This window comes from Mycobacterium sp. E342, assembly GCF_001667665.1.
GTDB lineage: Bacteria > Actinomycetota > Actinomycetes > Mycobacteriales > Mycobacteriaceae > Mycobacterium.
Window position 1 is genome coordinate 36832 of record NZ_LZJM01000203.1, and the last position, 22494, is coordinate 59325.

Here is a 22494-nt window from a genome sequence, read left to right on the forward strand (position 1 = left end):
GCTTGCCGACGAACTACGCGACACCCGTATGGCGGATCGCTAACGAAGCGCAGAGGGTATCGGCATGAGCGACGAGTGTGGAGGCTTGAAGATCGACGCGGCGTCCTTCACGGATCTTGCGGGCGTCGCGGAAGCTGCCCAAACGCTGGAGCGACAGGGCTACGACTGCTGCTGGTCGCCCGAACTCAACCACGATCCGTTCCTGCCGCTCGTGCTCGCGGCCGAACATACGCGCACCCTTGAGCTCGGAACTGGGATCGCGGTCGCCTTCGCTCGCAACCCGATGACGGTCGCCAACCTTGGGTGGGACCTTCAGTCATACTCGCAGGGCCGCTTCAACTTGGGTCTCGGTTCGCAGGTCAAGGCGCACATCGAAAAGCGGTTCGGCATGCCTTGGAGCCAGCCTGCCCGTCGCATGCGAGAGTTCGTTTTAGCTCTGCGCGAGATATGGTCGTGCTGGCGGAATGGCACCAAACTAGAGTTCGAGGGCGACTTCTATACCCATCGACTTATGACGCCGATGTTCACCCCAGAGCCGATGCCGTATGAGTTCCCGAGAATCTTCGTCGCTGCAGTGGGCGATACGATGACCGAGATCTGTGGAGAGGTCGCCGATGGCGTGCTTGCGCACTCATTCACGACGAAGCGCTACTTCGAAGAGGTGACCACGCCGGCGCTGTTGCGCGGTTTGCAGCGTGCTGGCCGCGAGCGGCGCGAAATACAGGTCTCCTGCCCAGTTTTCGTGGTGACGGGACGCGACGACGCCGAACTAGCCGCCAATGCCAAAGCGATGCGTAAACAGATCGGCTTCTATGGATCGACACCTGCCTATCGCAAAGTGCTGGACCTGCACGGGTGGGGTGAGCTGCAGACCGAACTGCATCACCAGTCTTTGCAGGGGAAGTGGGATCAAATGGGAACACTCATCGATGACGAGGTGTTAGAGGCCTTCGCGGTCGTCGCACCCTTGGACAAACTTGCGGCGAAGATTCACGACCGGTGTGACGGGCTCATCGACCGCGTGCCGGTTAGTTTTCTATCGCCTATCGGTGATGAGGCCACGATCGCTCTGGTTGAGCAGCTACGAGGGGCACCGGTTGTTTGACACGAGGGTGATGCGTCAGTCTGAACTGAGTTTGGCTACAGCAGGATGCTCACGTCACAGCCGGGACTCTGCTAGGTTTTCTTTGTGTGAGCACCGAAACACCGGTTTTGACAGTCGATTACGCTCACGTACGAGTCGTGACGCTAAATCGGCCTGCCGCTAGGAACGCACTCGACCGCGCACTGGTCGAGGCGGCGTACGCGGCGTTCACTGAGGCTGACGCCGAAGGCTCGGTGCGCGCGGTGGTGCTCACCGGCACCGACCCGGCGTTTTGCGCCGGGGTGGATCTCAGGGAGGCCCAGCAGCACGGCGCTGAGTACTTCTCCATCTTCGAATCGCACAACTGTGTCGCTGCGACGGCGAGCATGCGAACGCCGATCATCGGGGCCATTAATGGTGCCGTGTTCACCGGCGGGCTCGAAATGGCCCTGGGCTGTGACTTTCTCATCGCATCCGAACGAGCGGTCTTCGCCGACACGCACATTCGAGTAGGGATCCTGCCCGGCGGCGGGATGACAGCGCGGTTGCCGCTGTTGGTCGGTCCGGCCATCGCGCGGCGCATGTCAATGACCGGAGAAGTCATCGGGGCGACTCGCGCCGAGCGGATCGGGCTGGTAACGGAAGTCGTGCCGCACGAACAATTGATGGACCGCGCGCTCGAGCTGGCGCGACAGATTGCCGACGTGCCGGAGCGAACGATGTTGGGCCTCAAGGAACTCTATTCCACTGGAGCCGCCACAGTGATCAACCCCGCTTTGGCGGCAGAGCAGCGGATAGGGCAGGCATACGTCGGGGGCTTCGACAATATCGAAGACCCGTTACGAGCGGTAACCGAACGCAACAAGAGCCAGCTCACGTAGACATTTTCGGGGACCGTCGAACGTCCCCGTGCAGCATCATTACTCGGCTCCGCAATCGATGAACGAGCAAATGGCCTGGACCGTTTCGGGCGGGCAATCCCCCGCCGCGCACCCCGCGCTGGACTTCGATCAGCGATTCGGACTCGAGTATGCGGAGCGCCTCCCGAAGGGTTGGCCGCGACACCCCGAACCGTTCCATCAACTCCGACTCGGGCGGCAGCATAGTTCCCTCGGTGATCTCACCGTGGTTGAACATCCTGCGCAGTGCGGCGGCCGCACGATCAGCCATCTTTGGCTCTCGAAGGTGTGTAGTGGGCGAGGATCGCTGATCGGAACCACCAAAGAAGACGCCTTTGACGACCGGCGGCCGATCGGCATGGTCGAAAATTGTGAACTGACAAAGGGACTCGTCGATTCGCGGTGGCCCCAGTCAACAGGTCATGGATTAGCCGATGCCGACAAAACCGATGCCACGGACGCCCCGCCGACATGGAAAGCGTCCGCCAAAGCGCCCAGCTGTACCGGATCTTGCCGGCCGACAGCACCTACGACGCGAACTCCTTCAACATGAATCGACGGCCGCTGGGCGATCGCGAGCAAGGCCGCTTCGAGCCGACGGACCCGAGCTCGCGGCAAGATCCCCCCAGCGTGACTTAGCTTAGGCTTGCGTGGCCCTGCAAGCGAGCCACGACCGGAAGCTGGCCGCGGCTCTGGGGGATCTGAGGGTCCCAAAATCGTTGAGCTGGTTGCAAGTTTGCCGCGAAGCGATGCCCGAAGAAACCTCGTGCCGATCTGGCCGTGAGCGTTGCGAATCGCGGTCCGCTACTTGAGGATCCCAGGCAACGCCGCGAACTCTTGGCGGATGAGGTCCTCAACGGCCTGTCCGCGCGTATTCAGCCACCGGTTGATGGCCCGGGTGAGCAGCAGCATGCCCACCGACGCGAGCAGCTCGCATTCTTCATTCGGCGCCGGAAGGCCGCGCCGCTCGGCGACAATTTTCGCGATCACGTCAATGTTGGCGGTGTGATTCTGTTGTTCGCGGCCCAGCAGAACGGCCGATGACGCTATGGCGTCGTAGTACTGACTGATCCGCGTCCGGATGCGTTTCAATGCGGGAGCGAGGAGCGCGAACGAGTGCTCCATTGCTTGGAAGTCGGAGATTGAGTCTGGTTGGGCGAGATAGACACCACCAAACGCGCGGATGAAGTCAAACTCTCCCGAGAAAAGCACCGATTCCTTGGTCGGAAAGTAGCGAAAGAAGGTCCGGGGGGATACACCTGCGGCCTCAGCGATCTCATCGGTGCTCGTTGCGTCATAACCATATGCACCGAAGAGCTGCAATGCCGCCTCAAGCAGTGCAGTGCGCACGCGCTCCGCGTGCGCACCGCGAGGCGAGCGATCCCCACGGGGCAACTGTCACCCTCCCGCGTCAATATCAACTCGATGAAACTATAGCCACAGCGTTAACACAAAGCAGCCGCCACGGCGACGTCGGCGCGCGACCCGCAGCGCCTGCGGCGAAGGCCTCGTATGCCCTTCCGTTCCGCAGGCGAGGCGCGTGGTCCGTATGTCCGGGCGTTGACGGTGGGTTGCTGGTTGCCCTGCCGGGGCCAGCTCAACGAACCACTGTATGGCACGCAACTGTCTAGTGTAATGAGGTGCAAGCTCCAGCCTTGCCTTTGCACGCCTGGGGGGGTTTCCTCCTGATCAGCTGTGCTATCCCGGGATTTGCATTGACGATATGGCACCGAACTGTCATCGTGTTTCTATCCGACAGTCAGCGGAGGCGTGGTAAATGACCGATCTCGAGGCTGCGCAGCCGTGGGCGGTCGGCGCGACGCATGATGTTGTCCCAGTGAGGGGCCCTCGGCCGGTGCTGGTGCGGGCCGGCATCGGCGTGGCGTTCACGGCGATCGCGATTTTGTGTATTCCTCCGGCGAGGGACGTTCAAGCACAGCGTTTCTTCGATCGGTGCACCGACGAAAGTCCTTGGGGATCAAAGTAAATGCACCCACGCAAGAGTCGACAAGTACGACGGTCAACTGACATATCCGACTCTGCCCCTGAAGGGCTTTCCACGCCCTCAAGGACTTGCGTTCACCCCAATGGATGCGTCCGGCTGCCGCGTCGACGGGCGGCTGTAGAGAACTAGACAGTTCAGGAAGGAGAATTGAGCATGGCCGACGACGTGGCTGTCGAATACGTCGACATCCCCACAAAAGTTCGGCTTCGCGATATGGGTGCGGTCCGGCCGGCGATCGAGGCATGGTTGCGCCGACGCGTCGGAGACGACCTCGAGGTGCATAAAGTGGATCAGCCCGACACCGCTGGCGTCGCCAACGAGACCCTGATGATAAGCGCCACCTGCGCATTGAACGGCGAGTGTGAGGAGGCCAGCTACGTCATGCGAGTCGGCGCGACCGAGCACTTATTCATGGGGATGGATGTAAAGACTCACTACCTGATTTACGAGAAGCTTTCGCAGGAGCCGCAGATCCCGTCGCCACCAGTGGTTGGTTACGAGCCAGACACGAGGGTGTTCGGCCAGCCTTTCTTCGTCATGGAGAGGGTGGAGGGCCAGGTGCCACCGGACAATCCGCCCTTCAACGTGAGTGGCTGGGTAGTCGAACTCCCACCACAGTCGCAGCATGAGTTGTGGCGCGGCGCCATCGAGGTGATGGCCGAACTACACGGGTTGGATCCGGCTGAATTCAGTTTCTTGGCGCGGCCAAACCTGGGCCGCACGGGACTCGAGCAGGAGCTGAACCATTGGCTGGCGTATGCCAAGTGGTGTGGAGGTGATGAGCTTCCAATGGTTAAGCGCGCTTCGGAATGGTTGGTCACAAATCTGCCTCAAGGCGCTCCGCCCGGGTTCTCCTGGGGCGATGCGCGACCCCAGAACATCATCTACCAGGGAACGTCCGTGGCGGCCGTGCTCGATTGGGACATGGTCTCCCTGGCGGGGCCGGAGTGTGACTTGGCCTGGTGGACGTACACGGATCACGCCGTCACCACCGCGCGCGGACTGCCGCGTCCTGCGGGGTTTGGCTCGCGGCGCGACGCGATCAATCTTTGGCAAGAGCTCATAGGTCGCCCGGCTGAACACCTCGACTGGCACCTTGTGCTGAACGCCCTGCGCATCACGCTCGTGATGGTGCGCCTGCCCGCCATGCTGCTGGCGACCGGACAGCTAACGCCGGACCAGGCGCGCCAACTCAACGAGAGCGGCAACATGGACTGGCTGGACGGCCTTCTCGACGGTCCGCCGCCCCCGCGTTTTGGATCGCGCTGGTCCGGGTGGGACGACTAGGCGACGCCGGCATGGAGCCCCCAAACCACCGTGAGTAAGGAGATTTCGTGACCGTCCAGGATTTGTCGAGCGGACTGCCGGCCGCGCAGGAGAGTGTCGTCTCGGAGCGACCGACTGAGCCGTTCTGGGCGGAGAATCTTCTTTTCGCGTTATACGACCCTCGAGCAGATCTCGGCTTCTGGCTGCACTTGGGCAGCGTGCCCAATGAGTGGGATATGTGGGAGGACCGGGTGCTGGTCTGTCTGCCTGGCGATGAGGGCGTTCTGACGATGTGGGGCTACTACTACACACCCCAGCAGAAGAAGCCGGCGGGACCGAACCTGGCATTTCGATGCATTGAGCCGTTCAAACGCTGGAAGGTCACGTTTGACGGTTTCGCACAACACGTTTCGAACACCGATATGCAGAATGGGCTGGTCCCGGACGGCCTGCGCAAGCGCCTCGTCATCGACTTGGAGGTCGACTGTGTGACGCCGGTGTGGGACGCGCACACTTCGGCTCACGGCGAGGGCGGCAAGGGTGACATGACCAATCAGGGCTGGGCAAAGGAGCATTACGAACAGCTCTATCGCGCCCGCGGCCAGGTGCGGGTGGACCAGACGATCTATGACATCGATGCGACGGGCTGGCGTGACCACTCGCGCGGCCCGCGCGGAGGCGGCACCGGCGAACCGTGGGGCGGTCACGTGATAGCGAGCTGCCTGTACGAAAGTGGGAAAGCATTCGTCTTCTCGTCCTACTGGCGTCTGGACGGGCTGATCACGTTGCAAGGTGCAGCGGTCGTTGACCGCGACGGCAGATTCTGCACCGCTGAGGTGCTCGAACCGCCGAGGCTGAAGGATCTGCAGTTCTCGGGTGAGCGCCTGCCTATTCGCCTGCGCTGGGATGGCGGGGCGATCGACACTGTGCTGGAGACCCGACGCTCCATCTGGATGTCGATGCAGAAGTACCTTGCGGTCGGGAAGGATCTGGAGGGGCCGGGGCTGATGTATGTGCTGAACTTCGGCCCCTGCGAATGGGATGGGGAAGTCGGCCAGGTTTATATCGAGCGGTCCGACGCGCTCAACTCCCCGGCCAAACGGGTTTGGTCAAAAGCCTAGGCCGCCCTTGGGTTTCAGGGCAGACCCGCTTCACAGCTACCCATGTTCGGCGCGGCCGCTGGGATCGATGAGTTTCGCCAAAGTGCTTGCAGACAAACGGTATCGCTCGATTGTTATGCCAGCAGTGGGTCGCGCGGTAGGCCGAGGATGCGTTCGGCGATGAGATTGCGGATAATCTCTGAGGTCCCGCCGGCTATCGTGAGACAGCGGCTGTACAGGTAGTCATGTGCGACCTCGGCCTGCTCTCCGACGAGGACAGCAGGGGTGACAATGCAAAGAGCCAGTTCGGCGACGCGTTGCGCGTGTTCAGCGCCGTATAGCTTCGCAATGTTGCCTTCGATCGTCGACCCGGAATCGAATACCGCTCGGGCCGCCCGCCGGAGATTCAGCGCTGCAAGACAATACGACTCCACGAGTAGGGCGCCGACTTCACGCGCCAGGCCTGTGTCGCCGCTGCGGTACTGCTCCAACAACTCGGCGAGCTTGTCCGCAGGCAGGGTCACTGAACCACCACCGAGGGATACGCGTTCGTTGCCGAAGGTCGCCATGGCGACTTTCCAACCGGCGTTCACCTCACCGACAATGTCGCGGTCGGGGACGAAGACGTCGGTGAAGAAGACCTCGTTGAACAGCGTCGCGCCGGTGATCTCCTTCAGTGGGCGGATCTCCACACCCGGTACCGCCAGATCGATGATCATGGCGGTGATGCCACGGTGCTTGGCTGCGCTGCGATCGGTGCGCACCGTGGCCAGACCCCGCTGGCAATTCATCGCATCGCTTGTCCACACCTTCTGGCCGGTCACCGACCAACCGCCCTCAACGCGCTCGGCCTTGGTAGCGACCGCGGCCGCATCAGAGCCCGCTCCTGGCTCACTGAACAACTGACACCAGCGCAGCTCACCCTCGAGGCTGGGCCAGATCAGCCGCTCGACCTGCTCCGGGCTACCGTGCTCAAGCAAAGTCGGCACCACCCACTCGCCGAGTCCGAGGTGCGGCTTATCCAGTTCGCCGAGCACTTCGTCGATGATCAGCTGCTCCACCGAGTCCGCGCCGCGCCCGAACGGCGGCGGCCAGTGCGGCTGCAGATATCCGCTGCGGGCCCATAACTTGGGCCTGCTGTCAACGTCGGCCCGCATCAACTCCGACCGGAACTCCTCGGCGGCCAATCGGTACTGTTGGGCTTCGGGCGGCAGATCTAGCGCGTGATGCAGTCGCACCCCAGCGCGTTGCAATTCGATGACCTTGTCGTGCAATGCTTCTCGCCCGCCACAGAACGCCAGCAAGATTGTGGCCCGGCGAATGAAGAGATGGGCGTCGTGCTCCCAGGTGTATCCGATGCCGCCGTGGATCTGAAGATTTTGCAGCGCGACGCGCTGATAGGCCGGCAGCACATGTCCGGCCGCCATGGTCACCGCCAGGTCGGCTTCTGGTGCGTGCCTGCGGGCTGCATCCCAGGTGACCGCAACGGCCAGTTCCGAATCGACCAGCATGTTCGCGCAGTGGTGCTTGATCGCCTGAAACGACCCGATGGGCCGATCGAACTGTCGTCGATCCTTGGCATAGCTGGTCGCCATTTCGGTGCAAGCGGCCAAGCCGCCAACCGCCTCGGCCGCCGCCAGCAGCCGAAGCGTGCGCACGGCGCTGGCAGCAGCACCGACCAGCACGTCGGCGACGGGGGCAGCGGATAGTTCTAGGACGACTAGCGGGCGGGTGAGCATGTCGTTTGTTTCGCCGACCTGGACGGAAACGGCGTCGCCATCTTCGACCAGCACGATGTCTTCACCGACGGTGATGAGGTAGACGTCGCTGCCGGAGTCACCGAGAACCGCGATGTTTGTTCCCGTGATGGTCGAATCCGACCGAATCGCAGTGTTGGTCGTACTGACGCCTGCGATCAGCTCGCCCGACGCGAGACGGGGAAGCCAGCGTTGTTGCTGCTGTTCGCTGCCGAACTCGGCCATTAGCACCGATGCAGCCACCGTCGGCAGGAACGGCCCACCGATAGCGGCGCGGCCGAGCTGTTCCATCACCACCGTGAGCTCGGGAAGGCCGTAGCCTTGGCCCCCGAACCGCTCGTCGATGTGCAGGCCGAGCCAGCCCGCCGAGGCCATCTCCTTCCAAAGCTCGTCTGCGGCCCACCAACGGTCAGGTCGGTCCGGATTCAGCAGCATGTCGCGCGCAGCCGCCATGCCCCCGCGCGCAGCCACCACCGCCGCGGCGAGGTCCGCGAAGGCGCGGTGGTCTTCCGTTATCGCCAAAGACATGACCAAGAACCCTCTTTCGTTACCAGGAGTTGCCGAACCGGTCGCGGAACGTCACCGACATCGCCGGACGTCGACGCGGCGCGGAGAGCTTTTGGCGGGAACGCCGAGGTAGATGGCGGACATCGGCACGATCGTGACGGGCAATCTCAGTACTTCCCGAACCCGGTCGATACCGAACGTGGTCAGACCCGTGGTCAGTGTGCCCGCGGTCACCCGTTTAGTGAACTCGGCCACCACCTCGTCCGGATTCCCGGTCAAGTTCATAGAGGAGAACATACTTTCTGCCATCTCAACGCTCCTCCGCGATCGGGTCAGCCGGACCTGCATCCCGACACTATGACAGTCAACTGTCACAGGTCAATGTGAAGGTCTGCTATTCACGTCCGACCGCCGATAACTACCATCTATAGCGTGGAACCCTGTTCGGAACTCGGACTCGTACGGGAGAACTAGTTGTGCAGGGGGCGGAGGAAAGTCGTCGAAATTACCGATGTTATCCCGCAATTGAGTGATGTCGACCGTCATGGCCTTCATCTTGGTAACCATGCTGTGCGTCGTGGCCAAATATTTGGTCGATGGTCTTTTGCGGATCTCCGGCCTGTTTACGTGTAATGTCCACAACTTTCTGCATGCCGTTCGTCACGGCGCGGGAAGTAGTAGTAGATGGTGGGGATTGGGTTCGGCTTGTTCTGCTACGTCCGAAAGCCTCGTGCTCGCATACCCTTTGACGCTCAGGACATGAGCGGCCCGCGTCCGAGCGGATTTGAAATCGCCTTCCTCCGGACTGCCGGCCCGCGGCCTTGACTTTCTAGCTATCGTTCGACTGTACGCAGATGACCGGCCATGTCGTTTCTAGGACACGACGAGGTCCAACGTCACCAGCGTGGCAAACACTACGAGGACGTAGCCCTCGAATATGAGGCGCAGTGTGCGCGGAGCGGCCCGGATATCCATGAAATGCAGGCCGATCAGCCGCACTTTGCACAGCGCGAGGCCGATGATGACCACGGCGGCCGCCGATGCCACGCCGGCGCCCTGTTCGACCCCAACGGTGAACGATGCGAACGTGAGGCCGATGAGCGCGGCCCATACCAGAGTCACCCGGCGCGTCATTGCCATCACCGCATCAGATAGAAGAGAGCGAACAGTACGACCCACAGCAGGTCGACCATGTGCCAGAAGATGCCGCCGGCCTCGCACAGCATCGTGTCGCGCCCGCTCAGCTGTGGCTTGCGGCTGACCGTGATGAGCCGGCTCAGCACCACGCAGCCGATCAACACGTGCGCCAGATGTATACCGGTGAACATGAAGTAATACGAGAAGAACTCGCCGCTGCCGACGGTCTTGCCGTTACCGAACAGATGCAACCACTCCACGGCCTTCACAACGACGAAGCCCAGTCCGCATGCGAGCGCGGCACCGAACAGCCGGGGCGCTGAGCGGTGCACACCAGTGAGGACTTGCTGTACGGCCAATGCGGCAAACAACGAACTGCTCAGTAGCAGAACGGTGTTCATGGTGCCCAGGGCGACGTTCAGGCTCGCGTGATCGCGGGCGAAGAGCTCAGGGTTCTTGGCGCGTGAGTACATGAACGTGGCGAAAAACAGCGCGAACACCGTCATGTCGCCGAGGACGAATACCCAAATCCCTTCCTCGCCGGGAATGCGTTTGGGTTCTGTGGCCCGTGCCCGTGTCTCGCGGTCGGCCGTTGCGGTCATGCGCCTGTGCGGTGGAGGACGGGCTCCTCGCGGTCGTCTGTCGGTTGCGCGCCAATCGTTGTCAGCAACTGCCAGGTCATGACGAGGAGCCACGCCCCGAAGAACACGGCAACCAGCCAGAAAGCGAGCAGTCCGTTCCAGGCGAACACGCCGGTCTTGAACAACACCACGAGACCGCCTGCGGCGAAGATGAAACCGCTCCAAAAGTTGTAGTAGGCCACCCATCTCGGCCAGACGGGGTGCGGCCCCTGGTAGCCGAAGATCGCAAAGCCGATCGCCAGGCACTGGATGGTGGCCGCGGGCCAGTTCATCACGAACGGCAGCCAGCCGAGGTCGTTGAGTGCCTGGGTGATCTCGGGATTGCGCTCGGGGCGATACGACGCCGCGGCGAACGCAAAGGTTGGTAGGACGATCGCCATCACCGCAAGGCCGGTGGCGATCAGCTGCGCGTAGGCAAGCGGGGAGAACCTGCCCTCGAGCTGCCTGATCCGCACGGCGATGAGCGCGCCGAAGGGTACCTGGAGTCCCGCCGCCGCCAGCAGGACGACAAGTCCGGTGCGCTTCACCCCGGTGTTTGTCGACCAGAACTCTGCGACCTCGCCGGCGGACTTCGTGGGAGCCATCGGAGGGAGCAGGCCGACCATGATGATGCCGGGGAATAGGAGCAGCAGGAAGGCGGCGCCGCTCCACGCCATCGTTTTCTGAATGCCGGTCGTCATGACGAACCCCTCATCGATGGTTGATAAGGCATGACGCTACTTAGAGTTTGACTCGAGAGTCAACGAAATTCTGTGTTGAATTAGAAAAAACTCCTCGGCTGAATAGGCGTTCGCGCACCTACGGAGGCTAGTTCACCATGGTGGTGTCGGAGCTTGCCGTCACACGGACAAGCCCCAATGCATCCGAGCCCGCTCGTACTGGCGGTGCGACGGTAGGGGCGGCGATTGCGGCCCTGTGGCTTGTCGTAGCGGTGCAGGCGCTGGTGCGGTGGGTCTTTTCACCTGACTTCGGGCGGGCCCGGTTGACCGTATGCCGACGTGGAATCTGGTGGCATTGACATCTTTGAGGGTCTCAGCCTTGCGCTCTTAGCGGGGGTGGTGTGGTTCTGTGTCGTTCGACCATGGCGGCGGACCGGCAAGCTGAGCCTCGACGGCAAGTTCCTCCTCGGAGACGGCTCATCGATCGGGATGCCCGTGGTAGTAAGCCGACCTGCCGCGCATGTCAGGCCACTCGCGCTCGCGCCAGTCAGAACGGCTGGTCCGGCGACTCGCGAGGCCAAACTTAGCTGCATCGGACGAGGCAACGATCGGGCCACTGACTATGGCCGGCGGTACCAAGGATAGTGGACACGAGGATGCGTCTGAACGGATCGAGATGATTGAAGCCGCACCAGCTTTCGCCTTCGTATGTATGAGTGACGATTTCCATCCAGGTGGGCCGACTGCCGTTTCGAGCCGAATCGGTGCACTGAACTTCGGCGTCGAAGACGCGGCGATGCCGCCGAGATGGTCGAAATCGAAATTGGGTGACGGCGGTGTGCTTCAAGTAGTCCAGCTGTTGTCGCTGTGCCGGCGGATTGCGCAAAATCCGGCGCTGGCTGCATGAAGTGGCGAGCGGAGATGCATGGATCCGCAGTCGAGGTGCGGACCATCATTCTGCCGCCAGGATTGGCACCAATCCGCTGCGACCTACGTCGGGATGATGCTCAGGGTGGCGCCGCCGTCAACCGGAAGGATGATCCCGGTGATCCACGCGGCATCGTCGGACGCAAGGAACACGGCTGCCTTGGCGACGTCGAAGGCGCTGCCCTGTTTGCCCAAAGGTACGGTGGAGTCCCGCATCTCCATGACCTTCTCGCGGCTGAGGCCTGTGCGCTCGACCAGTTGATCAACGCCAATCGGCGTTTCCACGGCTCCGGGGGCGATCACATTCACCCGCACATGATGTTTGGCGTACTCCTTGGCGAACGACCTCGACATGGAGTTCAGCGCTGCTTTCGAGGTCGCGTATCCGACGTTCTCCGGCCCGGCGAGAAACGAGGCCAACGACGAGATGTTGATGATCGACCCTGACCCCTGTTCGCGCATGATGGGTCCGAGATGCTTGATGACCTGCCATATTCCGTCGAGGTTGATCGCGAACATGCGGTTCCAGAAGTCCAGATCGATCTCGTCGGTGGCGCCGGTCGAGATAATACCGACATTGTTGTGCAGCACGTCGACGCGGCCATAGTCCGAGCGGACCCGTGCGGCAAGGCCTTCCACGTCTGCCGTCGCGGTGACGTCCACTTCGATCGCCGCCGCGGTACCGCCCTCGTCATGGATCATCTTCACGGTGGACTCGGCGCTCTCCAGCACACGATCGGCCACTAGAACTGTTGCGCCCTCGCGGGCGAACGTGATGCATGCCGCACGCCCGTTTCCGATCGTGGCCCCGGCGGATTGACCACCGCCGACAACGACCGCGACCTTGCCGTCGAGTCTCCCGGTCACTTCGATGCTCCAATCGGCTCGTCGGTCTTGTGGGCGCCGATTGCGCCGGCCGCAACCTGACTGGCATTGGCGGCCGCCGGGAATCCCAGATAACCCGACAGGTGGTAGGTGACTTCTTCCAACTCGGCGCGCGTAAGACCGTTGCGAAGCCCGATCTGGAAGTGTTCCCTCAACTGGTCGTGGGCGCGGAGCGCGATCAGGGCACCGATGGTGACGAGGCTACGAGACCGCCAGTCCAGGCCGGGCCGCGTCCACAACGCACCGAACAGATTGTCGGCGCTGAGAATGCCGAGTTCGTCACCGAACCGCGGCTCGCTCTTGCCCTCACCGATTTTGGCAGCGATATCGGGGCAGAGTTGGGCGAACACTTCCAGCCCCGCTTGTATGCGTTCTGACATGAATCTACCTCGTTATCTATGACGGAACCAGGTGAGTGCGGGCCGCTTGATCCGGCAGCGAGGGTCAGGGGGCATGCGAGTGTTTCCCTTGCTGTACGGCGCACGCTGCCAGCGTCAACTCGACGCACCGATCCCATTCCTCGGGACGGGCTTCCTGTTCGGACGACAGAGCCAGCGCCAGGCCTCGAATCAGCCGGCGTAAGTCGCGTGAGGTCACCTCAGAACGCACCCGGCCGGCGCGGATCCCCAATGCGATCAGCTCGTCGCTCAACGTCGCGAGTCGATGCGCGTCATCACCGACGGCGTGCGTGTCGACATCGAACACCATGCCGGCGATGCGGTCCTGGCGAATGCGATGGATGACGTCGTACAACGCCTCGGCCAGCGCCGTCCATGGATCGCCCTGGCGTGCCTGCAGAATCGCCTCACAAACGCGCGCTTCGATCCAAATCGTTTGCGGTTCAAGAAAGGCCGAGATCATCGCCTCCCGGCTGGGGAAGACCCGGAACACGGTGGCCTTGCCGATGCCTGCCGCGCGCGCGACATCTGCGTGAGTGGCAGTGCCCTTGGCGGCGAACAACTCTCGCCCGGCATGGACGATGCGCTCGTAGTTGGCGCGTGCATCGGACCGCTGTCGTCGCGCTTTGGCTGTCGGTGGCATAGGTGGACCTCCCTGGCACGGCACCTACGCAGGTTAACATGAAACGGACCTAGGGGTCCACTTGTTCCAGCACCGTGTCGATATGCCCGAACTGCTCTACACCTGGGTCGAGCGCGGCCTGTAGGGCCGACTTATGCCGCACGTCAGCCGCCTGGAACTGAATCTCTCGGCCCGTTCTCTGGACGAGTCGAGCTGTCTCTTCGAGGTCTTCCCACGTGCCCAACCTGTACGGCACGGCGTCGATGTCGCGGCAGATGTCTACGGCGACGATGTTGGCGCCTTCTTCCGCGAGAGTGACTGCATGCGAACGGCCCTGACCGCGTGCCGCCAGTGATGAAAACGACGCGACGCGACCGTCAAGCAAACCCACGATCTGTGTCCCTTCCTTCCACCGAGACGCATGCCAGCTGGACCTGGCTGATTAGTGCCGTGTGAGCGCGAACGAGTCGGCGCATTCGACAAGTACGCAGGAACCGGATTGACCCACACGTGCTTGAAGGACTTGTTCGCGACATCGCTCAGGTATAAAATTCGAAGCAAATATAGAATATGGTCATAAACAGATTCTGGTAGAACACTGAGCCGGACGGATCTCAGCCGGGTCCGGCGGGGCACGGCGCAAGGGAGCGAAGGATGCCGTTACAAGACACCCATCAGATCGTGTCGGTCGATGACCACCTCATCGAGCATCCACGTGTGTGGCAAGACCGCTTGCCGCAGAAGTATCGGGAGGCCGGACCCAAGATCGTCGAGATCAACGGCCAGCATTTGTGGTCGTATGACAACACGCTGTATCCGACGATCGGGCTGAACGCGGTTGCGGGCAAGCCACCGCAGGAGTGGGGCACCGATCCGGTGCGCTACGAGGATATGATTCCCGGTTGCTACGATCCTGCGGCGCGGGTGGCGGACATGGACCTCGATGGGGTGCAGGCGGCGTTGTGCTTTCCCTCCTTCCCGGGGTTTGCGGGGGGGACGTTTTATCGGGGTAACGATCGCGAGCTGGCTCTGCTGTGCGTGAAGGCGTGGAACGATTTTCACATCGACGAGTGGTGCGCGACGGCGCCGGACCGGTTCATTCCGCTTGGTTTGCTTCCGGTCTGGGACATCGACGCGTGCGTCGTCGAGGCCGAGCGTCTGGCCTCGAAGGGGGCGCGTACTGTGTCGTTTCCGGACAGCCCGGTGTCGTTGGGGCTGCCGTCGTTTCACTCAGATCACTGGGACAATCTGTGGCAGGTGTGCTCGGACGCGGGCATGCCGCTGGCACTGCATTTCGGGTCGGGCGGTTACGTTCCCGGATTCTCCTTCTCGGGGACGAGCACCTTCCAGAATGATCTGGCTAAACAAGACGTTTCGGCGCCCTTCGCGGTGGCGATTGCGCTGTTTGCGACCAATCTCATGTGGTCAACCGTCGATCTGCTGTTCTCCGGCAAACTGCAGAAGTTTCCGAACCTTCAGATCTCGTTATCCGAAGGCGGTATCGGTTGGGTGCCTTACATTTTGGAGCGCACGGACTACGTGTGGGAGCGTCACCGCTACTACCAGCCGATCGATTTCGACGCGCGCCCTTCTGATCTGTTCCGTTCCCACTTCTGGGGCTGCTTTATCGATGATGAGCACGGATTGACCAACCGCCATGCGATCGGTGTTGATCGCATCACCTTGGAGATCGACTTCCCGCACTCGGATTCGAACTGGCCGAACTCGCGCAAGCGTGCGGCCGAAGTGCTTGCCACGGTGCCCGATGACGAATGTGCGCTCATCGTCGAGGACAACGCGCGGCGCATGCTCAACTTCCCAAGGACGGCCGAGCCGCAACCCGCCAATGTGTAACGGGAGAAGACAATGGGAGGCCGAATGAGGGTCGCGGTGGACCCGCAGCGATGTCGAGGACATGCACGCTGCTTGACGATAGCGCCCAACGCTTTCGAATTCCTCGACCTCGAAGATCGAGCGGTGGCGAGCCAAAACGGAATCGCGCTCGAGGACAAAGATTTGATCCGAAGAGCCGAACAGGAATGTCCCGAGCGAGCGATCAAGATCGACGACCTAAAGGACGCGTGATGACGACTATCGACTCAGGCACCGAGGCCGCCTCGACCGACCTCGACCACCATTCGGCGTACTTCCGAGAGAACAATTTCGCGATCTACTCTGAGTTTCGCGATCGTTGCCCGGTTTTGCATTCGACCGCATGGGATGGGTTCTGGCTGTTTCTCGGGTACGACGCGATCGTCGACGCCGCGCAGGACGCCGAGCTGTTCGGCAATGGTGTGGAGAAAGCGGTGCCGGGGCTGTCCCCGGATCCGTTGATTCCCATCGACATCGATCCGCCGCTGCACGGCGCATGCCGCCGTATCGTATTGCCGCGCTTTTCCCCGGGCGCTGCCCAGCGTTGGAGGCCGCGAATTCGCCAGTTAGCGGCGGAGTTGGTCGACGACTTCATCGAGACCGGCCGAGCCGACATCGTCCAACAGCTGACCACCCCACTGCCAGCGCGCTGGATCCTGCAGATGTTGGGTCTGGACGACAGCCGTTGGCCGGAATGGGTGGAGTGGATCCATTCCGCCATTCACGACCGCTCGCACGACCCCGAGCGGGCCAGCAATGGCGTCATGAATATTTACGGCGCCATCGTGACCGCGATGCAGCATCGGCGGACCAACGGTTTCGGCGACGACTTGATCAGTGTCATCCTGCAAGCCGAAGTCGATGGCGCGCCGCTCACCGAGGAGCAGCTGATCGGGTACATCTTCCTCCTGCTGCTTGCCGGTATGGACACGACGAGCGGACTGACCGGTAATGCGCTGGTTCGGCTCGAAGAAGATCCGGCATTGCGTCAGCAGTTGATTGACGATCCCGAGCTTCTCGATGCTGCGACCGAGGAGTTCCTCCGGCACGACACTCCCACGCAGGGGCTCTATCGAGTCGTCAAACGGGACTGCGAATTTCACGGTCACAAGCTGCGTGCGGGAGACCGCGTCATGTTGATGTTCGCCTCGGGCAACCGCGATCCGAAGGTGTTCGACAAGCCCGAGGAAATCGACCTGACCCGATCATCGAACCGCCACCTCGCGTTCAGCCTCGGCGCTCACCGTTGTCTCGGCTCCAACTTCGCCCGGGTGATGTTCCAGGAGATGATCTCCGAAATACTGGCCCGTCTGCCCGATTTCGCGATCGACGGCGAAATCGTGCGGTTCGAGGACGCTGGTGAGGTCTACGCTGTCCGCCATTTGCCCATCCGTTTCACGCCGGGTCCTCGTCTTAATTCCGGTTCGGGGCCATGAGATGTCACGAGTCGGTTTCTTCGGCGTCGGTCAAATGGGTGCGCCGATGGTGTCGCGGCTGCTCGATCGCGGTCAGCACGAAGTCGTACTCTATGCGCGCCGACCCGAGGTCTGCGAACCTCATGTCGCGCGTGGGGCTGGTTTGGCCGGTTCCCTCAAGGAGCTCGCGCGAGCCAGTGACGTGTTGATCGTATGTCTGTTCTCCGATCCGCAGCTGCGGGAGACCGCGTTCGGCGAGGATGGTTTCCTTGCTCATCTGCCCGACGGTGCGATCGTCGTTTCGCACACCACGGGTAGTCCGGCGCTCGTCGCTGACATCGCCCAGACAATGCCGCATGTTCGGGTGGTCGACGGGCCCATCAGTGGAGATTCGGAAGATATTTTTCAGGGCAGGCTCACGGTCCTGTTGGGCGGGGAACCTGACCCGGTCGATACTGCGCGCGACGTGGTGGGTGCTTACGCCGATCCCATCATTGCGACCGGTGCGCTGGGCAGCGCGCTGCTGGTCAAGCTGCTCAATAACCTTTTGTTCGCGGCAAATTCGCAACTGCTGGCGGGTACTGCTGCGGCCGGAGCAGCGTTGGGCTTGAACGAGCAGTCGTTACTCGCCGCGTTGAGCGCGTGTAGCGGCAGCAGCGCGGCCCTTCAGCGTGTGCGGCAAGTCGGCGGTCTTATTCCGTTCGAGGGCCGTGTGACGCCATATCTGCGCAAGGACGTCGCGACAGCGATCGCGCTGGCCGAGGAGATGGGTGTGTCGATCGACTTCGTGCGCGGTGTCGCGGAAAAAGGACCACTGTCCGTGACGTGATTCCGCCCGGGGTGTCGCCGATTCAGGCCGTCAACTGCTTAGCAAGTTCACGCTTCGCGACCTTGCCCAAACCGGTCAGGGGGAATTCATCGAGTATGTAAAGCCGCTCGGGCCACTTCTGCTTCATCAAGCCGCGGTCATCCAAAAACCGGCAGATCTCTTCGAGTGTGACATCGCGGTGCTGGGGTGATCGTTGGACGACCGCGCAGACGAGCTCGCCACGTACTTCGTCGGCAAGGCCGAGCACCGCGACGACATCGATGAGCGGGTGCGCGAGCAGCTCGTTCTCGATCTCGGCGGGAGCAATGTTCTCACCCTTTCGAATGATCAGATCCTTCATCCGACCGGTGATCACCAGCCGGCCGTCAGCCCGCAGGTATCCCGTGTCCCCGGTTCGGAGCCAGCCTTCCGGCGTGACAGATGAGGCCCATTGCTCACCGTCGACGTAGCCGGGTGTCAGGACATCGCCGCGCACTTCGACCTCTCCCGTCGGCGCGATACGGACTTCGGCGCCGGGAACGGGGCGACCCGCACTGTTCGACCGCTGCTCAAAGCTGTCCGAGGCCTGGCTGGCGGTAATAGCGGGGGCTTCAGTCATGCCGTAGCCGTGCAGTACGGGCACCCCGAGCACGAGTCTGATCTTCTCGTGCAGCTCTGGCGGACAGGGTGCACCGCCACCGATCAGCATGCGAAGCGTTGGAATGACGGGAGCATCACCACCTGAGGAGAGCTGTGCGGAGAGCAGCATCTGGTAGAACGCCGTACTTGAGCCAGTGAACGTCACTCGATTGGCTGCAAGCACTGCGGCGATGTCCGGCCCGACCCGCGGCAGCAACAGAACCGAGAACCTCCCGATAAGGGCGCACGAGACATAGAAGATGCCGCCAACGTGTGCGATGGGAAAGTTGATGGTCCCAACGTCGTCGGGCGCGGATCCCAGGCCGAGATACTTCACGTAGCCGCGCGCCGCGGTCAACAGCGACTTGTCGCTGTGTCGCACCCCTTTCGGGCGCCCGCTCGTTCCGGACGTAAAGAAGACCCATCGTGCGTAGTCCGAAGGGAAGTTCGCTGCGCCCTCCGATGGCTGGTCATCGGGCATGGTCCGAAGGACGTCGAGGAAATCGGAGGGCAGGCAAATCACGGGTGTATCCGATGGTGCGTTGTGCTGTGTGGTCTCGTCAACGATCAACACGTCGGCGCCGGCGATTTCGAGTGCGGCGGCTACCTCTCGCTGTCGGAACAAGTGCAGCACCGGGACCTGGACGGACACGCTTCGCGAGAGCGCCAACATCAGGACTGCGGCAGCGCAGTGACTGGGTAGCTGCCAAGCGACGGTCATGGTGCTATTGACGCCGTGTGCGGCCAACCAGCGTGCCGCTGCAGCAGACAGGTAGGACACCTCACCGATGGTCAGTCCCGCGCCGGTTGGTTCGAGCAGGAGGGGGCTGTCGGGGCGGTCCAGTGCACCAGCTTCAAGCTGTTCGACGACCGTGCGTGGGGCCATCTGTGCGTCCCTCCGTGGAGTAATCTACTTGATGACAGAATCTAGGATAGTAATGCCGCGTTCCGCACCAGGCACCGACGATCGCGCGAAATCAGATAAATAGTTATCTATTATGATTTATGCTAGAGCGTGCCGCCAGCCCAGCGAGAGGACATTTCCATGACGAGTTCGTCGGTTGCCGCATCGACACTCCCGTTCAATGCCGAAACCCGCTTGTACATCGATGGGAAGTTGCGGGACGCGCTGACCGGAGCGTCTGCCGAAAACATCAATCCAGCCACCGAAGAGGTGCTGGGCGTCGCCACCGACGCCGGCGCCGAGGATATGCAGTCGGCGATCGCCGCAGCGCGGCGTGCCTTCGACACGACCGACTGGTCGACCAATCACGAATTCCGTCAGCACTGCCTCATGCAGCTTCACGACGCCCTTCAGCAGGAGAAAGAGGACATCCGTGCCGAGCTGGTCGCCGAGGTCGGCGCGCCGCTCTCGTCGACATACCTTGCCCAGCTGGAGTGGCCGATCCCTGACGCCGTTCGGTGGCCCGCCCAGTACATCTCCGAGTTTCCATGGGAGCGGAAGCTTTCCGACGGTGCGCTACTGGGCGCGCCGTATCACCGCAAAGTGGTCAAAGAGGCGCTCGGCGTGGTGGGGGCCATCACGCCGTGGAACTTCCCGTTCGAGATCATCAGTAACAAGATTGCGCAGATACTTGCCACTGGCAACACCATGGTGCTCAAACCGGCCATGGAGACACCTTGGAGCGGGCTGCGATGGGGCCGTATCGTCGCGGAGCGCACCGACATCCCAGCGGGTGTGTTCAACGTCGTTCCGACGTCCGACAACGGCGTCGCCCAGCTGCTCGCCACCGACCCGCGCGTGGACATGGTTTCCTTCACCGGCTCGACGGCCGTCGGCAAGCTGCTTCAAAGATTGTCCGCTGACACGATGAAACGCACCTTGCTCGAGCTGGGAGGCAAGTCGGCGTACATGGTGCTAGACGACGCCGACATGGATACGGTCTTGCCGGGATGCATTGGTGCGCTGATGCATTCGGGTCAGGCCTGTGCGATGACTGGCAGGGTGCTCGTCCCCCGCGAGGTGTATGACCAGGCCGTGGAAGTTGCCACTGCGGCGTTCACGGCGGTTCCCGTCGGTGACCCTACCGATCCTGCGACATTCTGCGGCCCCTTGGTGTCGGCCAAGCAACGTGACCGCGTGTTGAATTACATCGATATCGGCCAGCAGCAAGGGGGGCGGGTGACAGTCGGCGGCGGCAAGCCGAAGGGACTCGATCGCGGCTACTTCGTAGCACCGACCGTTTTCGCCGATGTGGACGCGAGCCACCGCCTGTTTCAGGAGGAGATCTTCGGGCCGGTGATTACCGTGACGCCGTACGACAGAGGTGATGAGGGGCTCATCGAGCTGGCGAACAACTCGACCTACGGTCTATCGGGTGCAGTGATGGGTTCGCCCGACCGGGCGATGGCGGTGGCCCGGCGAATCCGCACCGGCAGCTTGATGCTCAACGGCGCCATGTTCTACGGCGCCGACGCACCGTTCGGCGGTTACAAGATGAGCGGCGTCGGTAGGCAAAACGGTCACGAAGGCTTCGAGCAGCATCTTCAGACCAAGTCGATTGGATACACCAGCGCATGACCGATGTGCTCAGCGGGATTCGCGTCGTCGAGCTCGCCGCGTGGACCTTCGTTCCGGCCGCTGGCGCTGTGCTCGCCGATTGGGGCGCCGACGTCATCAAGATCGAACATCCCGAGACCGGTGATCCGCAGCGCGGACTGATCAATTCGGGAATCGTCGCCGGAGCGGGCGGCGTCAACCACTTCATCGAACAGCCGAACCGCGGAAAGCGCAGCATCGGTCTGGACACTTCCAGTCCGGAGGGCCGCGAGGTGTTGATGAAGCTGATTGAGACAGCCGACGTGTTCCTCACCAACCTGCTGCCGGACTCTCGGCGACGCATGGGAATCGACGTGGACCAGGTCCGCGCGCGCAACCCCAAGATCATCTATGCCCGCGGCCATGGTTATGGCACGAAGGGGGAGGCGGCAAACCAAGGTGGTTTCGACCTGGCCGCGTATTGGGCGCGCGGAGGGATCGGTGAGGGCTACGCCGCCGGCAACGGGGCCTATCCGCCGCTTCAGCTGCCGGCGTTTGGTGACGTGTACGGCGGCCTGACAATCGCCGCAGGAATCGCCGGAGCGTTGGTGAAGCGCGAGCGGACGGGTGAACCGTCTATTGTCGACGTCTCTCTGCTCAGCGCCGCCATCTGGCAACTCGGACCCAACATCGTCGGCGCGGGCGTCACCGGTCAGGACGTTCCCAAGTTCTCGCTCGAGGAGATGCCCAACCCGGGTGTCAACCTCTATAAGACACGCGACGGCCGGTTCATCGCCTTTGTACTTCTTCAGGCCGACCGGTTCTGGTCTGATTTCTGTATGCGCCTAGGTCGCCCGGACTTGATTTCGGACGAGCGATTCGCCACTGCGCCCGTGCGTTTCGAGAATCGCAAGGAGTGCATCGCCGAGTTGCGGACAATCTTCGAAGCGGAAGATCTCGCGCATTGGGAGAAGTCCTTCGCCGGGTTCGAGGGAGTGTGGGACGTGATGCGCACCGCGCGCGAGATCCACGACGACCCCCAGGTGATTGCGAATGGTTATCTGCCCCGCACTACTGATACCAACGGCAACGAATTCGCGTTGGCAGGCAGCCCGGTCCAGTTCGACGAGACGCCGTTATCACTCAGGTGCGCACCAGAACACGGTGAGCACACCGATGCACTACTGGCCGAACTCGGATACGACGAAGACCAGATCATCGACTTCAAGATCAAGTCGGTCGTACTTTAGATGGTCGCGACTGTCGCCTCCTTGATCGACCTGCTTGACGTCCGACTCGTCGCAAGCGATTCCTACGTAGGGATCACGCCCGACATCGGTATGCCTCGGGTCTTCGGCGGACAGGCGGCGGGT

General features: G+C 62.2%; 22 protein-coding genes and 1 pseudogene. 11 read left to right on the top strand and 12 right to left on the bottom strand.

The features are described from left to right. The first annotated feature begins 64 nt into the window (after nucleotides 1–64). Entirely contained in the window at nucleotides 65–1105 is a 1041-nt protein-coding gene (locus A5692_RS15060; RefSeq protein WP_068057249.1) for an LLM class F420-dependent oxidoreductase, read from the top strand. An 86-nt stretch (nucleotides 1106–1191) separates the two neighbouring features. Then, on the top strand, nucleotides 1192–1965 hold the full coding sequence (locus A5692_RS15065; RefSeq protein WP_067923894.1) for an enoyl-CoA hydratase: 774 nt from the start codon (nucleotides 1192–1194) through the stop codon (nucleotides 1963–1965). A gap of 85 nt (nucleotides 1966–2050) precedes the next feature. On the opposite strand, the pseudogene A5692_RS28330 reads toward A5692_RS15065, so the two are convergent. After that, a pseudogene (locus A5692_RS28330) lies at nucleotides 2051–2254 on the bottom strand (FadR/GntR family transcriptional regulator); the annotation flags it as partial. A 533-nt stretch (nucleotides 2255–2787) separates the two neighbouring features. Continuing rightward, nucleotides 2788–3378: a TetR family transcriptional regulator gene (locus A5692_RS15075; RefSeq protein WP_067923900.1), complete on the bottom strand. Its 591-nt coding sequence runs from the start codon at nucleotides 3376–3378 to the stop codon at nucleotides 2788–2790. A 763-nt stretch (nucleotides 3379–4141) separates the two neighbouring features. Here A5692_RS15075 and A5692_RS15080 point away from each other — a divergent pair. Both A5692_RS15080 and A5692_RS15085 read left to right on the top strand, forming a co-directional pair. Then, on the top strand, nucleotides 4142–5275 hold the full coding sequence (locus A5692_RS15080) for a phosphotransferase family protein (protein WP_067923904.1): 1134 nt from the start codon (nucleotides 4142–4144) through the stop codon (nucleotides 5273–5275). A gap of 47 nt (nucleotides 5276–5322) precedes the next feature. Then, nucleotides 5323–6375: a hypothetical protein gene (locus A5692_RS15085; protein WP_067923907.1), complete on the top strand. Its 1053-nt coding sequence runs from the start codon at nucleotides 5323–5325 to the stop codon at nucleotides 6373–6375. A 113-nt stretch (nucleotides 6376–6488) separates the two neighbouring features. On the opposite strand, the gene A5692_RS15090 is transcribed toward A5692_RS15085, so the two are convergent. The 5 genes from A5692_RS15090 to A5692_RS15110 form a co-directional block, all read right to left on the bottom strand. Then, the gene (locus tag A5692_RS15090; protein WP_068057251.1) at nucleotides 6489–8639 is read right to left on the bottom strand and encodes an acyl-CoA dehydrogenase; all 2151 of its coding nucleotides are present in this window, start codon (nucleotides 8637–8639) and stop codon (nucleotides 6489–6491) included. A gap of 51 nt (nucleotides 8640–8690) precedes the next feature. Further along, nucleotides 8691–8903, bottom strand: a complete 213-nt coding sequence (locus A5692_RS15095; protein WP_067923913.1) for a hypothetical protein — start codon at nucleotides 8901–8903, stop codon at nucleotides 8691–8693. A 588-nt stretch (nucleotides 8904–9491) separates the two neighbouring features. Next, complete coding sequence (locus tag A5692_RS15100) at nucleotides 9492–9752, bottom strand: cytochrome C oxidase subunit IV family protein (RefSeq protein ID WP_231984331.1); 261 nt, start codon at nucleotides 9750–9752, stop codon at nucleotides 9492–9494. 5 nt (nucleotides 9753–9757) lie between these two features. After that, nucleotides 9758–10357, bottom strand: a complete 600-nt coding sequence (locus A5692_RS15105; protein ID WP_067923919.1) for a cytochrome c oxidase subunit 3 — start codon at nucleotides 10355–10357, stop codon at nucleotides 9758–9760. Further along, nucleotides 10354–11076, bottom strand: a complete 723-nt coding sequence (locus A5692_RS15110; RefSeq protein ID WP_067923922.1) for a hypothetical protein — start codon at nucleotides 11074–11076, stop codon at nucleotides 10354–10356. The genes A5692_RS15105 and A5692_RS15110 overlap by 4 nt, the downstream gene beginning before the upstream one ends. Nucleotides 11077–11677: 601 nt before the next feature. Between A5692_RS15110 and A5692_RS29110 the strand changes: the two genes are divergently transcribed. Next, nucleotides 11678–11962 (top strand): hypothetical protein, encoded by a 285-nt coding sequence (locus A5692_RS29110; RefSeq protein ID WP_156764426.1) that lies wholly within the window; start codon nucleotides 11678–11680, stop codon nucleotides 11960–11962. An 83-nt stretch (nucleotides 11963–12045) separates the two neighbouring features. Here A5692_RS29110 and A5692_RS15115 read toward each other — a convergent pair whose 3' ends face one another. The 4 genes from A5692_RS15115 to A5692_RS15130 all read right to left on the bottom strand — a co-directional run bounded on the left by A5692_RS15115 (nucleotide 12046) and on the right by A5692_RS15130 (nucleotide 14278). After that, nucleotides 12046–12849 (bottom strand): SDR family NAD(P)-dependent oxidoreductase, encoded by an 804-nt coding sequence (locus tag A5692_RS15115; protein WP_067923925.1) that lies wholly within the window; start codon nucleotides 12847–12849, stop codon nucleotides 12046–12048. After that, on the bottom strand, nucleotides 12846–13247 hold the full coding sequence (locus A5692_RS15120; RefSeq protein ID WP_067923928.1) for a carboxymuconolactone decarboxylase family protein: 402 nt from the start codon (nucleotides 13245–13247) through the stop codon (nucleotides 12846–12848). The genes A5692_RS15115 and A5692_RS15120 overlap by 4 nt, the downstream gene beginning before the upstream one ends. A gap of 64 nt (nucleotides 13248–13311) precedes the next feature. Further along, complete coding sequence (locus A5692_RS15125) at nucleotides 13312–13908, bottom strand: TetR/AcrR family transcriptional regulator (RefSeq protein WP_068057253.1); 597 nt, start codon at nucleotides 13906–13908, stop codon at nucleotides 13312–13314. Nucleotides 13909–13957: 49 nt separating this feature from the next. Next, on the bottom strand, nucleotides 13958–14278 hold the full coding sequence (locus A5692_RS15130) for a hypothetical protein (protein ID WP_231984332.1): 321 nt from the start codon (nucleotides 14276–14278) through the stop codon (nucleotides 13958–13960). A gap of 263 nt (nucleotides 14279–14541) precedes the next feature. Between A5692_RS15130 and A5692_RS15135 the strand changes: the two genes are divergently transcribed. Genes A5692_RS15135 through A5692_RS15150 form a run of 4 tightly spaced genes read left to right on the top strand, consistent with a single transcriptional unit; the run spans nucleotide 14542 to nucleotide 18003 of the window. After that, complete coding sequence (locus A5692_RS15135; protein ID WP_067923934.1) at nucleotides 14542–15741, top strand: amidohydrolase family protein; 1200 nt, start codon at nucleotides 14542–14544, stop codon at nucleotides 15739–15741. Between the two features lie 24 nt (nucleotides 15742–15765). Next, nucleotides 15766–15972, top strand: a complete 207-nt coding sequence (locus tag A5692_RS30425; protein ID WP_067923937.1) for a ferredoxin — start codon at nucleotides 15766–15768, stop codon at nucleotides 15970–15972. Next, on the top strand, nucleotides 15972–17195 hold the full coding sequence (locus A5692_RS15145) for a cytochrome P450 (RefSeq protein WP_067923940.1): 1224 nt from the start codon (nucleotides 15972–15974) through the stop codon (nucleotides 17193–17195). Before A5692_RS30425 ends, A5692_RS15145 begins: the two co-directional genes overlap by 1 nt. A 1-nt stretch (nucleotide 17196) precedes the next feature. Beyond that, complete coding sequence (locus A5692_RS15150; protein WP_067923942.1) at nucleotides 17197–18003, top strand: NAD(P)-dependent oxidoreductase; 807 nt, start codon at nucleotides 17197–17199, stop codon at nucleotides 18001–18003. A 22-nt stretch (nucleotides 18004–18025) separates the two neighbouring features. Here the strand turns inward: A5692_RS15150 and A5692_RS15155 are convergent, their stop codons facing one another. Beyond that, nucleotides 18026–19507 (bottom strand): class I adenylate-forming enzyme family protein, encoded by a 1482-nt coding sequence (locus A5692_RS15155; RefSeq protein WP_067923945.1) that lies wholly within the window; start codon nucleotides 19505–19507, stop codon nucleotides 18026–18028. Between the two features lie 159 nt (nucleotides 19508–19666). Here A5692_RS15155 and A5692_RS15160 point away from each other — a divergent pair, with 159 nt between their 5' ends. Continuing rightward, entirely contained in the window at nucleotides 19667–21163 is a 1497-nt protein-coding gene (locus A5692_RS15160; protein ID WP_068057255.1) for an aldehyde dehydrogenase family protein, read from the top strand. Next, nucleotides 21160–22371 carry a CaiB/BaiF CoA-transferase family protein gene (locus A5692_RS15165; protein ID WP_067923950.1) on the top strand — a complete coding sequence of 404 codons (1212 nt, stop codon included), beginning with the start codon at nucleotides 21160–21162 and terminating at the stop codon, nucleotides 22369–22371. Before A5692_RS15160 ends, A5692_RS15165 begins: the two co-directional genes overlap by 4 nt. The last annotated feature ends 123 nt before the right edge of the window (nucleotides 22372–22494 follow it).